The organism is Paraburkholderia sp. SEWSISQ10-3 4, from assembly GCF_030464785.1.
Classification (GTDB): Bacteria; Pseudomonadota; Gammaproteobacteria; order Burkholderiales; family Burkholderiaceae; genus Paraburkholderia; species Paraburkholderia aspalathi.
Genome location: NZ_JALPRI010000001.1, coordinates 773,194 through 792,202, shown reverse-complemented (window position 1 = coordinate 792,202; position 19,009 = coordinate 773,194). Strand labels below are relative to the sequence as shown.

16 protein-coding genes are annotated in these 19,009 nt (G+C 60.7%); 7 read left to right on the top strand and 9 right to left on the bottom strand.

The window, feature by feature from the left end; genetic code table 11:
• Positions 1-24: 24 nt before the first annotated feature.
• The 6 genes from M0D68_RS03560 to M0D68_RS03535 all read left to right on the top strand — a co-directional run bounded on the left by M0D68_RS03560 (position 25) and on the right by M0D68_RS03535 (position 7,739).
• Positions 25-585 (top strand): hypothetical protein, encoded by a 561-nt coding sequence (locus M0D68_RS03560; protein ID WP_093634197.1) that lies wholly within the window; start codon positions 25-27, stop codon positions 583-585.
• 120 nt (positions 586-705) lie between these two features.
• Positions 706-1,941: an MFS transporter gene (locus M0D68_RS03555; RefSeq protein WP_266223793.1), complete on the top strand. Its 1,236-nt coding sequence runs from the start codon at positions 706-708 to the stop codon at positions 1,939-1,941.
• Positions 1,938-3,191 (top strand): arsenic transporter, encoded by a 1,254-nt coding sequence (locus M0D68_RS03550; protein ID WP_093634195.1) that lies wholly within the window; start codon positions 1,938-1,940, stop codon positions 3,189-3,191. The genes M0D68_RS03555 and M0D68_RS03550 overlap by 4 nt, the downstream gene beginning before the upstream one ends.
• A gap of 307 nt (positions 3,192-3,498) precedes the next feature.
• Positions 3,499-5,142, top strand: coding sequence for a methyl-accepting chemotaxis protein (locus M0D68_RS03545; RefSeq protein ID WP_200618653.1), 1,644 nt, complete (start codon positions 3,499-3,501; stop codon positions 5,140-5,142).
• A gap of 317 nt (positions 5,143-5,459) precedes the next feature.
• Complete coding sequence (locus M0D68_RS03540) at positions 5,460-6,971, top strand: sensor domain-containing diguanylate cyclase (RefSeq protein ID WP_266223792.1); 1,512 nt, start codon at positions 5,460-5,462, stop codon at positions 6,969-6,971.
• 183 nt (positions 6,972-7,154) lie between these two features.
• On the top strand, positions 7,155-7,739 hold the full coding sequence (locus M0D68_RS03535; RefSeq protein WP_200652393.1) for a flavin reductase family protein: 585 nt from the start codon (positions 7,155-7,157) through the stop codon (positions 7,737-7,739).
• Positions 7,740-7,779: 40 nt separating this feature from the next.
• Here the strand turns inward: M0D68_RS03535 and M0D68_RS03530 are convergent, their stop codons facing one another.
• Positions 7,780-8,265: a GNAT family N-acetyltransferase gene (locus M0D68_RS03530; RefSeq protein ID WP_266223791.1), complete on the bottom strand. Its 486-nt coding sequence runs from the start codon at positions 8,263-8,265 to the stop codon at positions 7,780-7,782.
• Positions 8,266-8,611: 346 nt separating this feature from the next.
• Here M0D68_RS03530 and thrS point away from each other — a divergent pair, with 346 nt between their 5' ends.
• Positions 8,612-9,826 (top strand): threonine--tRNA ligase, encoded by a 1,215-nt coding sequence (gene thrS, locus M0D68_RS03525; protein ID WP_266223790.1) that lies wholly within the window; start codon positions 8,612-8,614, stop codon positions 9,824-9,826.
• A gap of 121 nt (positions 9,827-9,947) precedes the next feature.
• On the opposite strand, the gene M0D68_RS03520 is transcribed toward thrS, so the two are convergent.
• The 8 genes from M0D68_RS03520 to M0D68_RS03485 form a co-directional block, all read right to left on the bottom strand.
• The gene (locus tag M0D68_RS03520; RefSeq protein WP_266223789.1) at positions 9,948-10,679 is read right to left on the bottom strand and encodes an Asp/Glu/hydantoin racemase; all 732 of its coding nucleotides are present in this window, start codon (positions 10,677-10,679) and stop codon (positions 9,948-9,950) included.
• A 39-nt stretch (positions 10,680-10,718) separates the two neighbouring features.
• The gene (locus M0D68_RS03515; RefSeq protein ID WP_266223788.1) at positions 10,719-12,104 is read right to left on the bottom strand and encodes an amidohydrolase family protein; all 1,386 of its coding nucleotides are present in this window, start codon (positions 12,102-12,104) and stop codon (positions 10,719-10,721) included.
• A 95-nt stretch (positions 12,105-12,199) separates the two neighbouring features.
• The gene (locus M0D68_RS03510; protein ID WP_266223787.1) at positions 12,200-13,549 is read right to left on the bottom strand and encodes a nucleobase:cation symporter-2 family protein; all 1,350 of its coding nucleotides are present in this window, start codon (positions 13,547-13,549) and stop codon (positions 12,200-12,202) included.
• Positions 13,550-13,700: 151 nt separating this feature from the next.
• Positions 13,701-14,801 carry a GTP-binding protein gene (locus tag M0D68_RS03505; protein WP_200652388.1) on the bottom strand — a complete coding sequence of 367 codons (1,101 nt, stop codon included), beginning with the start codon at positions 14,799-14,801 and terminating at the stop codon, positions 13,701-13,703.
• 49 nt (positions 14,802-14,850) lie between these two features.
• Positions 14,851-15,465, bottom strand: a complete 615-nt coding sequence (locus M0D68_RS03500) for a UbiX family flavin prenyltransferase (RefSeq protein ID WP_266223786.1) — start codon at positions 15,463-15,465, stop codon at positions 14,851-14,853.
• Positions 15,462-16,859 (bottom strand): UbiD family decarboxylase, encoded by a 1,398-nt coding sequence (locus M0D68_RS03495; RefSeq protein WP_266223785.1) that lies wholly within the window; start codon positions 16,857-16,859, stop codon positions 15,462-15,464. Before M0D68_RS03495 ends, M0D68_RS03500 begins: the two co-directional genes overlap by 4 nt.
• Positions 16,860-16,960: 101 nt before the next feature.
• Positions 16,961-17,887, bottom strand: coding sequence for an amidohydrolase family protein (locus M0D68_RS03490; protein WP_074289307.1), 927 nt, complete (start codon positions 17,885-17,887; stop codon positions 16,961-16,963).
• Positions 17,887-18,852 (bottom strand): amidohydrolase family protein, encoded by a 966-nt coding sequence (locus tag M0D68_RS03485; protein ID WP_093634183.1) that lies wholly within the window; start codon positions 18,850-18,852, stop codon positions 17,887-17,889. Before M0D68_RS03485 ends, M0D68_RS03490 begins: the two co-directional genes overlap by 1 nt.
• Positions 18,853-19,009 lie beyond the last annotated feature (157 nt).

Sequence of the window (19,009 nt, the reverse complement as noted above, 5' to 3'; positions counted from 1 at the left end):
TCATCGAAAAAAAGGACCACGACCATGCATTGGATCGATCCCGACAGTCTTCCCGAAACGCGCGGCACGGTAACGCGTTTTCTTTTGAATCCGCACGGCGAACTGGATGGCTTCGTGCTCGGCTCGCGTCAGTTGCAACAAGTCCATTTTCCGCCCCATCTGTCGCGGCAGATCGCGCGGCTCGTGGCGGTAGGCGACACGGTGCGCGTACGCGGCGTCAAGCCGCGCGGCGCAGACATGATCGCAGCCGTCTCGCTCACGTTGAAGACAGGCAAGGTCATTCTCGACGAAGGCCCGCATCGCGACGGCGAGAAACATCATCATCCTGACGCTGAGCGCAGCCCCATGGAGGCGAGCGGCGAAGTGCTGCTGTCATTGTTCGGTCCGAAGGGCGAGTTGCGCGGAGCGCTGCTGGACGATGGCACGTCGTTGCGCATGCCACCGCATGCCGCCGCCGAGCTGGCGTCGTACCTGGCGCCTGGGGCTCATGTCCATGCCTGGGGACATGGCATCAGGAACCGGCACGGGCGAACCGTTGAAGTGGACGAGATCGCCGAACTCATCGACGCAGAAACCGCCGCCTGAAGCAGGTCCGGCCGTACAGGGAGAAAGCGACATGTTGAGCTGGGTGCACTTCGGGGATCTGCACGCTTCGTCCGACGACGGCTATCGGAGCATCGATCGCCTGCAAACGGTTTTCGATCGATGAATCCTCAATACGCGCTCGAAGGGCTTAACTTCTTCATGGCCGATGTCCAGGCGGGCATCGGGCCGTTTCTCGGCGTCTTTCTGCAGGCACAGGGCTGGCATCCCGACGCGATCGGCACGGTGATGACGCTCGGTGGCATAGCGGGCATGCTCGCGACTTCGCCGTCCGGCGCGCTCGTCGATGCAACTCGTCACAAGCGCGGCTTGATTGTCGCGGCAGGTGTGATGACGACGCTCGCCTCGCTCGTGCTATGGGTCGCACATACGTACTGGATGGTCGCGGCGTCGCAGATCCTCACGGCGGTGACAGGCGCCGCGCTCGGGCCGGCCGTGGCGGGCGTGACGCTCGGCATTGTCCACGAGCGCGGCTTCGACCGGCAGTTTAGCCGCAACCAGGTGGCCAATCACGCTGGCAACGTGGTTGGCGCGGCGCTGTCGGGCTGGCTTGGCTGGCGCTATGGTTTCGGCGCGGTGTTCGCGCTCGCAGGTGTCTTCGGCGCGCTGTCGGTTGTCTCGACGTTGCTGATCCGGCGTGATTCCATCGATCACGACCGCGCACGGGGCCTGGCCGCCGCCCCCTCCACGCAGGAGCACGAACAGGCGAGCGGCTTTCGTGTGCTGCTGACGTGCCGCCCGCTGCTGCTGTTGTCCGCCGCGCTCGCGATGTTTCACCTCGGTAATGCCGCGATGCTGCCGCTCTACGGCCTCGCAGTTGTCGCCGCGCATAAGGGCAACCCGAGCGCGTTCACCGCGCAGACGATCGTGGTGGCGCAACTGGTGATGGTCTTCGCGGCGTGCTTCGCGAACCGGTTGATCCAGCGCGTTGGATACTGGGGTGTGATCCTCATCACCTTTCTTGCGCTGCCGCTGCGCGGGCTAGTCGCGGCGCTGTTCATCTCGGCCTGGGGGGTATGGCCCGTGCAGGCGCTCGATGGCATCGGCGCGGGGCTGCAAAGCGTGGCCGTTCCAGCGCTCATCGTGCGGCTCCTGCAGGGCACCGGGCGTGTCAACGTCGGACAGGGCGTGGTGATGACCGTGCAGGGTGTAGGCGCAGCGCTGAGTCCTGCACTCGGCGGTGTCCTCGCGCAACACTTCGGCTATGCGGCGGCCTTTCTCGTGCTGGGCGCCGTGTCGGTGGGCTCGCTTGCGCTGTGGCTGCTGTTCGGCACCTTCCTGAAAAAGGCCTGTGGCATTCACAACGATCTCGCCAACCAGAATCCGCTCGTTACATGAATCCGACTTTCCTCTCCTGGGGTATCGCGTTTGCCGCTACCGCTGGCGTTATCTTGCGTCCCTTCCGATGGCCGGAAGCGATCTGGGCAGTGACAGGCGCGGTGCTGCTCGTCGCGCTCGGGCTGCTTCCTGTCAGCCTCGCGCTGCAGGCGGTCGCAGAAGGCACCGACGTCTATCTGTTCCTCATCGGCATGATGTTGCTGTCGGAGCTAGGTCGCCGTGAAGGACTGTTCGACTGGATCGCAGTGCTTGCCGTGAACCACGCGAAGGGCTCGCCGCGCAGGCTCTTTCTGCTGGTGTACCTGGTCGGCGTCGTGGTGACGACGTTTCTGTCGAACGATGCCGCTGCCGTCGTGCTGACACCCGCCGTGTTTGCCGCCGCGAAGAAGGCGAATACGAAGCCGTTGCCTTTGTTGTTCGTGTGCGCGTTCATCGCCAATGCGGCGAGTTTCGTCCTGCCAATCTCGAATCCCGCCAATCTCGTGCTTTACGCGAATCACACGCCGGCACTGGACTTGTGGTTGGCGCGCTTCGCCGTGCCGTCGGTGCTGTCGATCGTCGTGACGTTCTTCATGCTGCGCTGGACGCAACGTCAGGATCTGCAAGGGGAGTGCGCCTCCGGTCTGCCGGTGGACACGCTCAGCGCGAACGGCAAGGTGGCGCTGGCGGGCATCGGCGTGACGGCGATCGCGTTGCTTGTCGTCTCCGCCCTCGATCTGCAGCTCGGCCTGCCGACCGCCGTGCTCGGCATCCTCACGACACTGGTGGTGCTCGTCAAGGAACGCAAGTCGCCGGCGGAACTAATTAGCGGCATCTCATGGAGCGTGCTGCCGCTCGTGGCGGGACTCTTCGTGCTGGTGGAGATGCTCGCGCACACGGGCGTTATCGCTCAACTGTCGCGGCTGCTCGCGCAGGCGACGCAGCAGAGTCAACTGGCTGCGGCCGCGACATCGGGGCTCATCGTCGCGCTAGGCAGCAACGCGATCAACAACCTTCCGGCAGGGCTGATCGCCAGCGCGACCGCATTGCAGGCGCATAGCCCCGAGCGGGTCATCGACGCCATGCTGGTCGGCGTGGATCTCGGCCCGAACCTGTCGATCACCGGCTCGCTCGCGACCATTCTGTGGCTGCTTTCGATCCGCCGCGAAGGCGAAGAGGTGAGCTTCATGCAGTTTTGCAGGATCGGCATGGTCGTGATGCTGCCTGCGCTCGTGCTGGCGATGGCCGCACGGCTTTTGACCGGACATTGAGAGAACCTGAAGGAGGAGCGTGATGAACAGTGCGCGGATCTATCCATTGCCCGACACGGCCAGCATGTTCAGTGCCAACAATCCTCTGACAAATGGCATTGATCTAGCCATATATAAATTCAATTGGGCGCAAACCTTTGCGTCCGGTCGCGCAGTGTTTGTGCCCCTCTAGCAATGCGACAGCACGCCGTAAAGTCAGATGCATGCAGCTGAAGCTCGTGCATTCGGAGCCCGCACGTCTTCTGGTCTACTCGACGCCTCGAATTTCTTTTTTTGTGCACCACCGATTGGCAACTGGAGTTGAAATATGAATCTCAGCAATCTGTCAGTTAAGGCAAGACTCACGGGGACCTTTGGCGTGCTTGCCGCCACTGTCCTTATCGTGTCAGGCATTTCGCTGAAGTCACTGAACGATGCCAACGACCGATTCGCAAATTTCGTGTCGGGCGTCAATGCCCGCGCCACTATGGCTGAGCAGGTTCGAACCGCAGTTGACCGACGTGCGATTGCCGCACGCAACATGGCGCTCGTGACCACGCCAGGCGATTTCGAGATGGAAAAGGCTGCTGAAGCGCAGGCCCAGATGGATGTCCAGTCGAACATCGCGAAACTGACCCAGATGGTTTCGTCCGCGACCGACGCGACGGAAAAGACCCGCAGCCTTGTGGGCGAAATCAACCGGATTGAGGCCGTGTATGCACCTGTCGCCCAAGCAATCGTTGCTCTCGCCGTTGGAGGCAAGCGCGACGAGGCGGTGAAGAAAATTGACGACGATTGTCGTCCGCTGCTCGCCGCCCTGGTCAAGGCAACGGACGACTACGCGCAATACACGCGCGGCCGTGAAGAGGAACTCGTTCGACAGTCCGAGGAACATTATGCAACGCAGCGGAATCTGCTGATGGCGATCTGTCTCGCCGCTGTTGCGTTGGCGGTCGTGGCGGGCATGGTTATCACGCGAGGATTGCTGCGTGCACTCGGCGCTGAGCCGGTGGCCCTCGGTGAGGTCACACGGCGCGTAGCCGCTGGCGATCTGAGTCCCGTCGCAGGCGCGAAGAATGCGCCGGGAGGGAGCGTGCTCGCGTCAATGGGTGAAATGCAGGCAAGTCTCGTCAGCCTGATTGGTCAGGTGCGTACCGCCGCAGACAGTATCGCGACCGGCTCCAGCCAGATTGCTTCGGGCAACGTCGATCTTTCGTCCCGCACCGAACAGCAGGCCGCATCGCTGCAGGAAACCGCGTCAAGCATGGAAGAGCTGACTTCGACAGTGAAGCAGAACGCCGAAAACGCTCAGCAGGCAAGCTCGCTCTCCGCCAACGCGTCCGAAGTGGCGCTAAAGGGCAACGAGGTAGTGAGTCAGGTCGTCGGTACGATGGGCGAGATCAGCACGAGTTCGACCAAGATCGCGGAGATCACGGGAATTATTGAAGGAATCGCGTTCCAGACCAATATCCTGGCGCTGAACGCGGCGGTGGAAGCGGCGCGGGCAGGGGAGCAGGGCCGCGGGTTCGCGGTGGTTGCAAGCGAGGTGCGCAGCCTTGCGCAGCGGTCGTCGAGCGCGGCGAAGGAAATCAAGGATCTGATCAACGCGTCCGTCCAGAAAATCCATGATGGATCATTGCTTGCGAATCAGGCGGGAAAGACGATGTCGGAGGTCACGCAGGCCGTCGCGCGGGTGACCGACATCATGGGCGAAATCGCTGCCGCGTCGACGGAACAAAGCAGGGGCATCGAACAGGTCAACCAGTCGATCACGCAGATGGACGAGGTCACGCAGCAGAACGCTGCGCTGGTGGAGGAAGCGGCGGCCGCATCCAAGTCGCTCGAAGACCAGGGGCGGCAACTTAATCAGGCTATTTCGTTCTTTCGTCTGGATGCCAGTTCCGGTTCGCTGGTACTAGATGGACGGGCATCCGCCGCCAATCGTCAAATGCCACGTTTTCTTTCGGCGTAAGGTCAAAGTTTCTGGCCATGCTCCACGAGCTGGAGTCCGAGACGTGCCTTAGCCGGAGGACCGCGCGAGGCGCCAAACTACCCCGTCGTTCGGAAGAAGGACCGTGCTTCAGGTGCAGCAGGAAAATTGCCCACCGAATGGACCCGAGGGTCCATTTTTTTTTGACGCTGCCGTTAACCGGGTCATCGGCTATCCGCGAAACCTTGGCAATCCTTCGCCGCTGAATCCGTTTACCCCAACCCGACTCTACGGCGCGCCTGCGGGACAACGTTGTGAGGACCGGGTGCACCCATTAGAGCATTACCGTGTCTCTTTCAATGACTACCGGAAAACTGGCTGTTCTCGCCGGCCGCCATCCTTTGATCGTCGGCATGCTCGGTAGTCTGATGTCATTGGGCGTGTTGGCGATCAGTCTGATCACGCTTCTGGCCTCCCGTGAGGCCGCCGTCGAACATGCCCATGAAACGTCCAGAAACGTCACTGCCGTTTTGGTCAGCAATATCGCGAGGACGATTGAAACGTCAAATAACTCGCTTCTCGCCTTGATTTCGGCGCTGGACAAGCCTGTGGTCCAAAGCATGGATCCTGACCTGCGTCACGAATTGCTGTTTGACCGCACCGCGGCCATGTACGTCACCGGGATGGGAGTCACGGACGATCAAGGTCGTGTTGTCGACGGCTGCTGTTCCAGCTCCCATACATGGGATTTCAGCGATCGGGACTATTTCATAGTTCATCGCCAGTCGGCGAATGTCGGACTCTATGTGTCATCAGTCTACCGGGCGCGGTCGCGGCCAGGCGCGCAGTCAATCGCGATCTCGAGAAGGATGAACCGGCCCGACGGGTCATTCGGTGGGGTAGCGATTGTCGCTATTGACGTCGAGTATTTCAGGCAACTCCTTACAAAACTGGACGTGGGGCCAAAGGGTATCACTGCGATCGTACGGACGGACGGCACGCTGGTGGCCAGAAATCCCCCAAGCAGCCGGGCTGGGCAGGTCAATGTGGGTACATCTCCAGTGTTTCCGCGGATGGTGAACCATGATTCCGGGTTCTATGCTGCTCGATCGATCTCGGACGGCGTACTTCGTCTATATACATTCCAGCGCATTCCCGGCACGCCACTCATCGCCGTCGTCGCGCCGGCGGAAAGCGATGTTCTGGCTTCCTGGAAGCAGTTGTCATGGATAGTCGGGATTTCCGCATCGTCCGTTAGCTTCGCGTTCTGTGCAGCGGTCTGGTTGCTTGCGTTCGCACTGCGGGACCAGGTAAAGACTCAGGTGCTGCTTACAGAGCTGACGCAAACCGACGCGTTGACAGGGCTCAAGAACCGCCGTGCCCTCGACGAGGTGCTCGAAAATGAGTGGGGCAGACTTCAGCGCCATGATGGTTACCTGTCGCTGCTGTTCGTCGATGCGGATAACTTCAAGAAATACAATGACAGCCACGGCCATGCTCAGGGCGATATGGCACTACAACATCTCGCGGAGTGTATCAATCGTCACGCGCGTCGTCGTGGCGATGTCGCGGCACGATATGGTGGAGAAGAATTTGTTGTGGTGTTACCCGACACGGATGAAGCGGGCGCGGTTCAGATTGCTGAAGCAATACGTCGTGAAGTCGAGCATGGGCGACAGGCTGTGGCTTCTGCGAAAATTTCGCCCTTCACAGTGAGTATTGGATGCGCGACCGGTCGACGCTCACGTCCCTTGTCGCTGGATGAATTGACTAATTCAGCTGATATGGCGCTGTACGCGGCCAAAAGAAGTGGAAGGAACGCTGTCGTCTGTGCAGGTGATGTTGTCGCATCGATTCAGCAGGAGACTTGATTGCATTCCTTGGCTGGGGCCGTCTTATTCTGATGTCACAGCGGCTAGTCGAGGAAGAAACTGCATCAGCAGTTTCTCACCGACCCGGCGCAGTTTTCACTTTCCGTTTCATGCGACACGCTGCACCCGTTTTACGCGTCCCCGCTACAATCTGCCTGATCCATTTGACGCGGAAGAGCACGTATGAAAGTCACCCGGGAACCCGTCGCATTGTCGCGGGCCACGCAGTTACTGAATCATGGACCTGTCACGATCATCACCAGCGCGCACGGCGGCCGCTCGAATGTGATGGCGGCATCGTGGGCGATGCCGCTCGATTTCACCCCGCCGAAGGTTGTCGTCGTGGTGGACAGCCGCACGCTCACGCGACAACTGATCGAAGCGAGCGGCGTGTTCGGGCTGCAACTGCCGAGCCGGGGATTTGCCGCACAGACATTGGCAGTAGGAACGAACGCAGGCGCTGAACTCGACAAGTTTTCAGCCTTCAACCTTGAGACTTTTCCCGCGCAAGAAATCGATGTGCCGATGCTGGCGGGCTGCATCACGTGGATGGAATGCAAGGTGATTCCGGACGATAGCCAACGGCACGATCTGATCATTGGCGAAGTGGTCGCCGCGTACGCGGACAGCCGCGTGTATTCGAACAACCGCTGGCACTTTGGCGATGATCCGGATCTGCGCACATGCCATTACGTGGCGGGCGGGACGTTCTTCGCCACGGGCGATGCGTTTGAAGTCGCGCCGGTGGCGAGCAGCGCGGGGGATTAATCGGCTAGCGGCTACGTTTCTGTCCGGGGGCAAGCGTGTCTCACGAATTGCCATCGGCGAACGCCGTAAGGGCCTCGCCCGCCAGCCGATAGCGAACCCATTCGCTTTGCGCGCTCGCGCCGATCGATTTATAGAAGCCGATCGCGGGTTCGTTCCAGTCGAGCACACTCCATTCGAATCGCCCACAGCCTGTTTCGCAGGCAATTTGCGCAAGATGGCGAAGCATTTGTTTGCCCGCGCCACTGCCACGCGATGTCGGCGATATGTACAGGTCTTCCAGATAGAGCCCCTGTTTGCCGAGCCATGTCGAATAGGAGAAGAAGTAAACGCAAAAGCCGATCGGCTGGCCGTTCATTTCGCAGATCAAAGCCTTCGCAGTGGATGTACCGGAGAAAAGGCTCGTTTCGATGTCTTCAACGGTCGCGACAACTTCGTGCTCAGCTTTCTCATACACCGCGAGTTCGGTGATGAAGCGGAGAATCAGGGCGGCGTCGGCTGCGTGGGCGGGGCGGATGTGGATGGTCAAGGTGAGGTGCTCGATCGGTTGGATGATGGGTCGAAGTTTAGCGAAGATGCGCGGCTCAGGATCAAACATCCATCGTATCGCTTATCCAGATTGCGATTGACGCGTCGCCACAAAATCGTTTACTGTCGATCCATGGACTTCCATTCGATTCCCTTCGCTGCCGTCACCACCACGACGACCACCTTCACAGGCGGGTCGTCTGGAGGTCGCGCACGCTAGAAGCAGGAAGCTGTGGCAGACCACCAAAGGCCCCGCCGGAAACGGACGGGGCCTTTGGCGTTTCTGGACCTCCGTTTGCGGCATCGATCCTCAGTATCTGCAAGATCAAATCAAACGGAGTGTCATCGTGAACGACATCGACCATCGTGTACTGGGCAACAAACTCGACCTCTTTCATCAACAGGAAGAAGGCGCCGGCATGGTGTTCTGGCACCCACGCGGCTGGGAGTTGTACCGCGTGCTGGAAGACTACATTCGTGCCCGCATGCGGCGCGCGGGCTTTCGCGAGATCCGTACACCGCAACTGCTGGCGCGCTCGTTGTGGGAGAAAAGCGGCCATTGGGAGAAGTTCGGCGCGGCGATGTATTCGTTGGCCGACGCGGAAGAAGGACGCACGCTGTGTTTGAAGCCGATGAGTTGTCCGTGTCACGTACAGGTGTTTAACCAGCGTGTGCGGTCGTATCGCGAGCTGCCGGTTCGTTATAGCGAGTTCGGCGCGTGTCATCGTGACGAACCTTCAGGATCGCTTGAAGGGCTCAAACGTACGCGTGCTTTCGTGCAGGACGATGCGCATGTGTTCTGCACGGAGGCGCATATCGAAGCCGAAGTGGGTCGCTTCTGTTCTCTGTTGCGTGCTGTCTATGCGGACCTCGGTTTCCCTGACTTCAAGGTAGCGCTCGCCACGCGGCCTGCGATGCGCGCGGGCGACGATCAAACGTGGGATCGCGCGGAGGAGGCGCTGGCCAATGCCGCGCGTGCAGCAGGCCTTGAATTCGACATACTCGAAGGAGAGGGCGCTTTTTACGGGCCGAAACTGGAGTTTCATCTAACGGACAGCCGTGAACGTAGCTGGCAATGCGGCACGATCCAGCTCGATTTCGTACTGCCCGATCGGCTTGACGCGGAGTTCGTCAACGAGCGCAACGAACGTGAGCGGCCGGTGATGATTCATCATGCGGTGCTCGGTAGCATGGAGCGCTTCATCGCGATGCTGCTCGAACATCATGAAGGATGGTTGCCGATGTGGCTCGCGCCGGAACAGGTCGTGGTCGCGACGATCAGCGACGCGAACGCGGCCTACGCGCAAGAAGTGATGCAGGCGCTTGACGACGCCGGCATCAGAGCGCTGCTCGACGGCCGACCGGAGCGCTTGGAGAAGAAGATCGTCGACGCAAGGGAGAAGCAGGTGCCGATTTTCGTCGCAGTCGGTTCGCGCGATGAGCGCGACCGGACGATCAGTATTCGTATGCGCGACGGGCAGCAGTCGACGCTTGAGTTCGCCGAGGGCGTCGAGCATTTGCGGCTATGTGCGTTGCCGCCTGCAACGAAGATGAAGCAATGAAACATGGTCAGCTTAAAGGCGCACGGACCTGCGCCTTTAAGTTATCGTTCACGCTCAACCGTTCAATGTCATTGCAAACCAGAATCATCGAATCTGCTCACTAGACTTTCTGCGGCCGCGCTCAATTCACTTCCTCAAACAATCTGCCCCAACTCCCAAGCGGCCTGGTGTCCACGCCCAACATTCTCAAAGATTTCCAAACGACGGTGGCCACCGTGTCATACGCGGGAATATCCGTCGCCATCTCAAACGCCCGCACCAGATGCGCCGCGTGCAGATTCGTGCAGAACGTTGTCACCGCATCCGGCCTTGCAAACGCGGCCTCACGCATCATGACCGCCAGTTGCGTATCCGGCACTTCGGCAAAACTGAAATTGTCCTGCAAGCCGAGGTGCCGTTCGGAGACGCATTCGATGCCGAGCTCCTCGTAGTTGCGCACGATCCTCTGCTGAACCTCGTCGATATACGGCGACACCAAACCGAACCGCCGCACGTCTGTCTTGGCGAAAATCTCGTTGAGCGCCAGTACCGAGGTCGTTGCGGGAATGCCGGTCGCCTCGGTGATCTGGCGGCACAACGCCTGGTCGCGCTCAAAGCCGAGCCAACCGGCCGACGTGCCGCTCCAGCCGATCACGTCGACACGTGCATCGGCCAACTGACACGCCGCTGCGAGAATCAGGCTCGCGTCGAACTGGCCGAGTGCCTGCTCCGACAACGCGATCTCCGTGACCGTGAAGCGCGCAAAGTGTGCGCTGACGTGCGGCAGTTCGCTGAGCATGGCAGCAGTAATCGGCTCCAACGCCGTGTTCGACGACGGCGTGAGGATGCCGAGCCGGATTCTCCTGTGTTGCATCGTGGTGTGGCCCTTGGGTGCTTGAGTGCTTCGATGGGGTTAGTCGGCGAGCAACAGCTTCACGCCCTCAGCGGCTTCATAGCGAAGCTGCTCGAGATCGAGGCCCGGAATCACACCGTTGTCCACCACGACCCGACCATTCACTACGTTGTAGCGAACCCGAGCCGGCTCACCCGCCGTCACTGGCGCCACTGCCACGTCATGGAAGCCGTTGAAGCGCAGATCGCTGACGTCATAAAGCACGAAATCCGCTGCCTTGCCGACTTCGAGCGTGCCGACCGCATCGAGGCCGAGCACACCTGCGCCGCCCGCGCTGCCCCAATGAATCGTCTCTTCGACGGTGGTCGCCGACGCGCCTTGCGCCGCCCGATGCACCAACCACGCGAAGTGCGCTTCGTTGGTCATGCTGCCGGACTCGTTCGAGGCGACGCCGTCTACGGCCAGCGACATCGGCACGCCCGCCGCCGCCATCTGCGGTGCCGGCGCAATGCCGCTGCCGAGACGTGCATTGCTCACCGGACAGTGCGAGCAGCCGCTGCCGGTTTCCGCAAGCATCGTGATCTCGCTCGGCTGTAAATGCACGAGGTGAGCGAACCAGACGTCCGGCCCGAGCCACTCGTGATCGGCGACGAACTCGACCGGCAGTTTGTTGAAGCGCTCTTTGCAGAAATCGACGTAACGGGTCGTTTCGGAAAGATGCGTGTGCAGCCTCAGACCCATGCGCCGCGCCGCGCGAGCGACTTCAGGCAGCAGTTCTGGCGGCAGTGAAAATGTCGGCGTAGTCGGTGCAACCACCACGCGACGCATGGAAGCTGCCCCCGAATCGTGATAGCGCGACTTCAAGCGCTCCACGTCGGCAAGCATCTGATCGAGCGTCTCGGGTTTCAACGCCACTTTGGAAAAACCCGGATGATCACCCGCCGCCTGCAATGCGCCGCCACGGCACAGCACAAAGCGCATGCCGAACGACGCTGCCTCGTCGAAAAGCAGATCGCCGGTTTCAGTGGTGCCGTCCGCGTGATAGAGGTAGTGATGATCGGCACAGGTCGTCACGCCGGACAACAGCAGTTCGGCAAGACCCAGACGTGCAGCGACACGCGCCAGGTCCGGCGTAAAGCGTGGGAGACGCGGATACGGCACGGCGGCCAGCCATTCCTGCAAATCGGCGTTGATGCCGGACGGCACCGCCTTCAGCAGGTTCTGAAACAGATGATGGTGCGTGTTCACCCAGCCCGGATAAACGACGCATGAACGCGCGTCGATCACCCGCTCGTCAGCACGCGGTTCGAGGTTGGGCGCGATGGCTTCTATACGGCCGTTGCGAATGCGCAGATCGACTTGGCCCAGGCGGGCGTTATCGCCGCTTCGGCCGCTCATCACCGCGACAGGGTTCTTGATCAGCAACGCTTCAGTTTGCATGCTCACGATTCAATGTCCTTTCAGATACTTCGAAGCGGCCACCGGTCCATGGAGGAACAACGGCCGCGCTCGTCCTGCTGTCTCGGTCGCCAATTCGCGTACTAGGATTCGCGCACCAGATTGCTGTGCGTCTCGACGATTTTTTCTTCTTCGTGCGCGCCGTTCAACACCGCGTTCAGCACGACCGACACCAGACACGCCAGCACCACACCGCTATGCAGGAAGGGCTGCGTCCAGTCGGGCATGTGTTTGAAGACTTGTGGCGCCATCACCGGAATCAACGCAGTGGCGATCGTAAAGCCGACGATCAACACGTTGTAGCGATTGCGCTCGAAGTCCACCTTCGCCAGGGTCTGCACGCCGGCTGCCACCACCACGCCGAACATTGCGATGCCTGCGCCACCCAGCGCCGCTGCGGGTGTCGATGCGACCACCGCGCCGATCTTCGGCACCAGCGCCACCACGCACATCAGCACGCCGCTGATCGCCACCACCCAGCGGCTGCGCACGCCGGTCAGGATCACGAGGCCGACGTTTTCCATGAAGGCGATGAAGGGGAACGCCGCGAACATGCCGGCGATCGCGCTGGCGAGACCATTCGCACGCATGCCGCGCACCACGTCTTCCTCGCTCACGTCTTTGCCGACGATGTCACCGATGGCGACGAACAGCCCCATCGATTCGACCATCTGCACCACCATCACGACGATCATCGTCAGCACCGGCACCAGCGAGAACACGGGCGTGCCGAAGTGGAACGGCATCGGCAGCGTGAACCACGGCGCGGCGCTCACGCTGGTGAAATTGCCCATGCCGAGCGAGCACGCCAGAATGCCGCCTGCGATCAATCCGATCAGCACCGAGAGATTGCGCAGGAACGGACCGGCAAAGCGGTTGATCGCGAGAATCACCAGCGCGACGAACAGCGTGACGCTCAGGAAGGGCAGTGCACCGAACTGCTGCTGCGCGGCCTCACCACCACCGGCCCATTGATACGCAACGGGGAACAGTTGCAAACCAATTACCGTGACGATGCAGCCGGTCACCACAGGTGGGAAGAATCTTCGTAAGCGTCCGACCAAGGGCGCGGCAAACATCGTGAAGAGACCCGCGCCAATCACCGCGCCACACACGCCTGCGAAACCGACGCCCGGACTCAAACCAATCGCAATGACCGGCCCGACGCTGCTGAACGCGACGCCTTGCAGAATCGGCAGCCTCACGCCGAATTTCCAGACGCCGACGGTCTGCAGGATCGTCGAGATGCCTGAGCAAAACAGAGCGGTGCTGATGAGCACGGTCGTGTCGGCCGGCGACATCTTCAGTGCCGACGCGACGATCAACGGGACTGCGATCGCGCCGATATAAGCCACTAGCATGTGCTGCAAGCCGAGCGTGATCATCTGGCGCTTCGGCAGAATCCGATCGACGGGATGTATGGCGGTGTTCATGACGTGTCTCCTTTGTCACGCAAAGCTGCCGGCCGGAGTGGGTGCCTAGGCGTTTACTCCAGTCTCAGCGCAGCGATTTTCGGTTTCTGGCCGGAACGCACCACACGGCTTTGCCGTGCAGCATCACGTCGCGTGCCGGCCAAGTCTCCCGTCAGGCCGCAATTGGCACGGCAAGACAGGCATGGAAGCGGTCGGTCAGCGCGGCGCGATCGAGATCGCGTCCGATGAATACAATGCGGCACGAGCGCGGTTCAGTGCCCCACACCTGCGCCGCGCGAAGTTCGATCACGTTGTGCACGCCTTGCAGCACATAGCGGTGCGATTGGCCCTGCAAAGCGAGAATGCCTTTCATTCGGAACAGGTTGGTGGCGTCGGACTGGCGCAGTTCTGTGAGCCAGACTTGCAGCGCGTCAAGATCGATGTCCGCATCGACTTCGATGCCCACCGAGGACACGCTTTCGTCGTGCTGGTGGTCGGCGTGGTCGTCGTCGTGATGGGCATGTTCATGTTCATGATGGGCTTCGTGCGCGTCGTGGTGATCCTCGTGTTCGTGCGCTTCTTCATGCAAGCCATCCGTTTCCACGAGAATCTGCGAAAACTCGTTCGCACCGACGCCGAGAATCTTGTCGAGATCAATCTGGGCGTAGCTCGATTCGACGATCTCTGCCGTGGCGTTCAACCCGCGAATACGCTGCGTCAGTGAAGCGATATCTTCTGCCGTCACCAGATCGACCTTGTTGATCACGATACGGTCCGCGCAGACGATCTGATCGACCGCCTGGTTGTCGCTGCCGTCGAGCACCAGATCGTCCAGGTGCGCGGCGATATGCTTCGCATCCACCATCGTGACGACCGCATCCAGCGTCACCTGCTTCGCGATCGGGTCATCAAGGAAGAAAGTCTGTGCGACCGGATACGGATCAGCGAGTCCACTCGTTTCGACGATGATGTGATCGAGCCGGTCAGGCCTTTCCACCAGCATCCGTACGATGCGCACGAGGTCTTCACGCACCGCGCCGACGCAGCACACGCAACCGTTCGTCATCTCGTAGATCTCTTCGGTCGATTCGAGCACGAGACCACCGTCGATACCGATTTCGCCGAACTCGTTTTCGATCACCGCGATCTTGCGGCCGTGCTTCTCGCGCAGGATGTAGTTGAGCAGCGTCGTTTTGCCGGCGCCGAGAAAGCCGGTCAGCACCGTGACGGGAATTTTCTCGATTTCATTGTGAGTGGTGTGAATGTGATTCATGGCTCGTCTCCGTTTCTTCGTTCGTGCTGCGGTTGGTGCGGTTCGGCTATCAGGCGGTATGCGGTGCGTATGCCGCTTCTTGCAACGCGGCTTCTGCCTCGCCATCGCGCCAGCGTTTGACAGTGCCCGCTTCGAGACCGAACAGATCGAGCACGCGGCCTAGCGTGTGGTCGATCATCTGATCGAGTGAAGCAGGGCGCGCATAGAACGCCGGTACCGGTGGTGCGACGATGGCGCCCATTTCGGTGACGGCGATCATGTTGCGCAGATGCGCCAGCGTGTAGGGGGTTTCACGCGCCAGCAGCACCAAAGGGCGGCGCTCTTTCAACGTGACGTCGGCGGCGCGCGAGATCAGGCTCGACGACATGCCGCTGGCAATTTCGGCAAGCGTCTTCATCGAACAGGGTGCGACGATCATGCCTAGCGAGCGGAACGAGCCGCTGGAAATGGCCGCGGCCATATCGTCGCAACGATAGGTGAAGCGGGCGAGGGCGCTGACTTCGGCGAACTTGTAATCGGTTTCGTACGTCATCGTTAGCAGGGCGCTGCGCGAGACGGTCAGATGCGTTTCGATGTCGAGATCGCGCAGCAGTTGCAGCAGGCGCACGCCGTACGTGAAACCGGACGCGCCGCTGATGCCGACTACCAGTCGCCGCGGGGTCATTGCTCTGCTCCGATTACGGCGCGAGCAAGAATCTCAACCGCTTGTTGCGCAGCGCGCTCGCTGATCTTCGCGCGGATGCCGTCGAAGTGAGACCCGCGTGTCGCATCGATACCCATGCGCGAGGTGGTGCCCGCCGCGGACGATGACGGATCGAGCGGACTACCCGGCAAGCCATCGACGATGAACACGTCCTGATGCGGCTGGAAATGCGTGGCGATGGCCCACAGCACTTGCGAATCGTTGGTGATGTCGATATCGCTATCCACCGCCACCACGTTCTTCAGATACGGGTCCCAGCCGAGCAGTGCGAGCATGATCTGGCGCGCTTCGCCGTCGCGTGTCTGATTCAGCGCGACGTAGCAGTGAAAGTGCGTGCCCGAGTTCGGATAGTGCAGCGCGGTGACGGAAGGAAAGCGCGCCTTCAGCTTCTCGCTCATCTCCGCTTCGCGCGGCAAGCGGGCCAGCGTCAGATGCTCGGCGTACGGGCCGCCGACGACATCGACGAGCCATGCATCGTTACGCCGCATCATCGTGTCGACGCGCAGCACATTGTTGGTCGAGCGATCCGACGAATAGCCGGTGAATTCGCCGAACGGGCCTTCTTCTGCGTGAGCGTCCGGATCGATCGTGCCTTCCAGAACAAACTCGGCGGAAGCGGGAACGCCGATTCCGTATCGCGGCGTACGCGCCAGTTCCAGCGGCGCGCCAAACAATCCGCCTGCAATCGCTCGCTCATCGGTACCGAAGGGCACGCGCGCCGCAGCGGCCAGCATGAACAATGGATGCGCACCGATCACCATCGCGACTTTCAATGTGTCGCCGCGCGCTTGCGCGGTTTGCAGCATGCGCCAGAGGTGGCCGCGAGAATGCAGGCTGGTGGCGAGCGCATTGCGCGCATGCCGCATCGAACGGTGATAGCTGAGATTCGCGACGCCCGTCACCGGATCTTCGGCAACGATCACCGCGTTGGTGATGTACGGACCGCGATCGGTATCGAAGTGGCGGATCATCGGCAGATGCGCGAGATCGACAGCGTCGCCTTCGATAACCTGATCGAGAACCGGACCGGTCGGAACGAAAACCGGCGCGATAGGTGCGTTGGCACGCTGTTGGTAAGCGTCGAATAAGCCTGACGCATCAACGTCGAACAAACGCCCAATGCGTGTCCGTGAAGCAAAGAAATTGGTGACCAGCGGTGTCGCAATGCCGTCGACCTTTTCGCAGATCAACATGTCATGCCGTCCGCGTGCGGCCAGTTCAGCCACGATAGCAGTGACGTCCTGATCCGCAGACACCGGCTGCTTGATGGTCAACACATCATCGGGAAACTGCTCGCGGTACGCCAGAGCAAAGCGATGAAAATCCTGCGTGGCGCGGAAGAGGTTATCCGCCATAGTGAACTCCGTCGAAAGCGATAACGAAAGCGGACTGTCGGGCGAGGCAGGCGCGGCGCCAACCCTTGGCCGCACCTACCCATCAGCAAGCGCTAAACGCGTTAAGCAGGCTGCGTTACGTCATTCACGTAGGTCGCCTTCAAACGCTTCTCAGCCTCGGCCAGATCCTTCGGCGGCTTGGTCGGTTCGATGCCCACTAGACGGGCGATGTTGTTGCCCATATAGTCTTCGAGACCGTCCTCATCCAGATCCATGCCCTGCGGCGCGGGACCGCATAGCATTTCGAGTTCGCGCAGCCACATGCCCGGTTCGTTCGGTGGCGAATCAGTACCGAACACGATCTTGTTGCGCGGCAGCTCACGAGCGAATTCGACGATGCGCGATTGATAGCACCAACCCGATTCGCAATACACGTTTGGCGTATCCATCGCCATCCAGAACGATTCGAACGAGTAGTTGCCGCCCGTTTGAATCCCGAAGTGACCGATGATGAAATTCACCATCGGGAATTCGCGGATGATCGGATAGAACTGCGTCGGAATCGTGTACGGTCCGTCGCCGGTGTGAATCAGGACCACCACGCCGAGCTCCGCGCACTTCTTCATCGCCGGACGCAGCCAGTCGAGCGCGCGATCCGGGCGATAGCCGTGCATGTTCGCGTGCAGCTTGAGCATCTTGAAACCGTACTCTTTCACGTGGAATTCGAGTTCGGCTGCGCCGTTCTCCGGACCCCAACGCGGGTTGTACGTGAAGTTGCCGATAAAGCGATCCGGGTACTTCTGCGTCAGCTCGGCGATATACGCCATGTAGTCGCGAATGCCTTCACGGCCGCGGCGATTGCCGTCGCGATAGCCTGTGTTGCCAGGCGGCGGCTGGATGAAGCCCATGTCGATACGGCGCGGCTTGCCGTTGATGATGTACGGACCGTCCATCATCTTCAGCAGACGTTCGCCGGTGAACGGCTCGCCGGTATGGCGCCACGCTTCGTCGACGAGGTTGGTCGGGTGCAGATGGGTATCGATGATCATCAGCGGGCTCCTGCGTAGGCTGCTTGCGATGCCTGAGCGGCGTGCTTCTGCGACGCGCCGGCATGCTGTTTCAGATAGGCTTGTGCTTCCTCGACGCTTCTCGGCGGCGCACTCGGTTCGATGCCGATCATGCGGGCGAGGTTGTTGCCGAGGTAATCCTCGAGCGTGTCTTCGTCGAGATTCAGGCCTTGCGGCGGCTCGTGGCACAACACTTCGAGCAAGCGCAGCCACATGCCGGGTTCATTCGGCGGCGTGTCCGAGCCGTAGAGAATCTTGTGCGTCGGCAGCACCTTCGCGAATTCGACGATCCGCGATTGCAGGCACCAGCTCGATTCGCAGTAGACGTTCGGCGTATCGAGCGCCATTTGATACGGCTCGAAGCAATACACGCCCCCCGTCTGCACGCCAAAGTGCGCCATGATGAAATTCACCGACGGGAATTCGCGGATCAACGGATACCACTCGCTCGGAATGCTGTACGGCCCGTCGCCGGTGTGCAGCTTCACGAGCAGACCGAGATCCGCGCATTTACGCAATGCAGGACGCAGCCAGTCGAGTGCGCGATCGGGACGGTACGCATGCATATTGGCCTGCAACTGCACCATCTTGAAGCCGTGTTCCTTCGCATAGAACTCGATCGCTTCGGCACCGTTCTCAGGACCGCACCGCGGGTTGTACACAAAGCAACCGATCAGACGATCCGGGTACTTTTGCGTCATTTCGACGGTGTACGCCATGTAATCGTCGATCGATTCGCGGCCCGAACGATTGCCGTCGGTCCACGTATAAATGGTGTTGCCTTGCGGCGGTTGAATGAAGGCCTTGTCGATGCGGCGCGGCTTGCCGTTGATGAGGTACGGGCCGTCCATCGTTGCGATCAGACGCTCACCGGTAAACGGCTCGCCGTCGTGGCGCCAGGCGAGGTCGACCAGATTGGTCGGGTAACAGCTGGTGTCGATGATCATGTACTCGATCTCCTTGAGAGGAACTGGTGTATCCAGTTGCCGGATCGCGGGCAGGCGCATCGATGGAACGGAGCCCAGACAGGCTTGCCCATGCGGCCCTTTGCAAGGCGCCATTTTTGTGCGCCTTCCCCTCGCCGGCATCGAGTGTCACACTGAT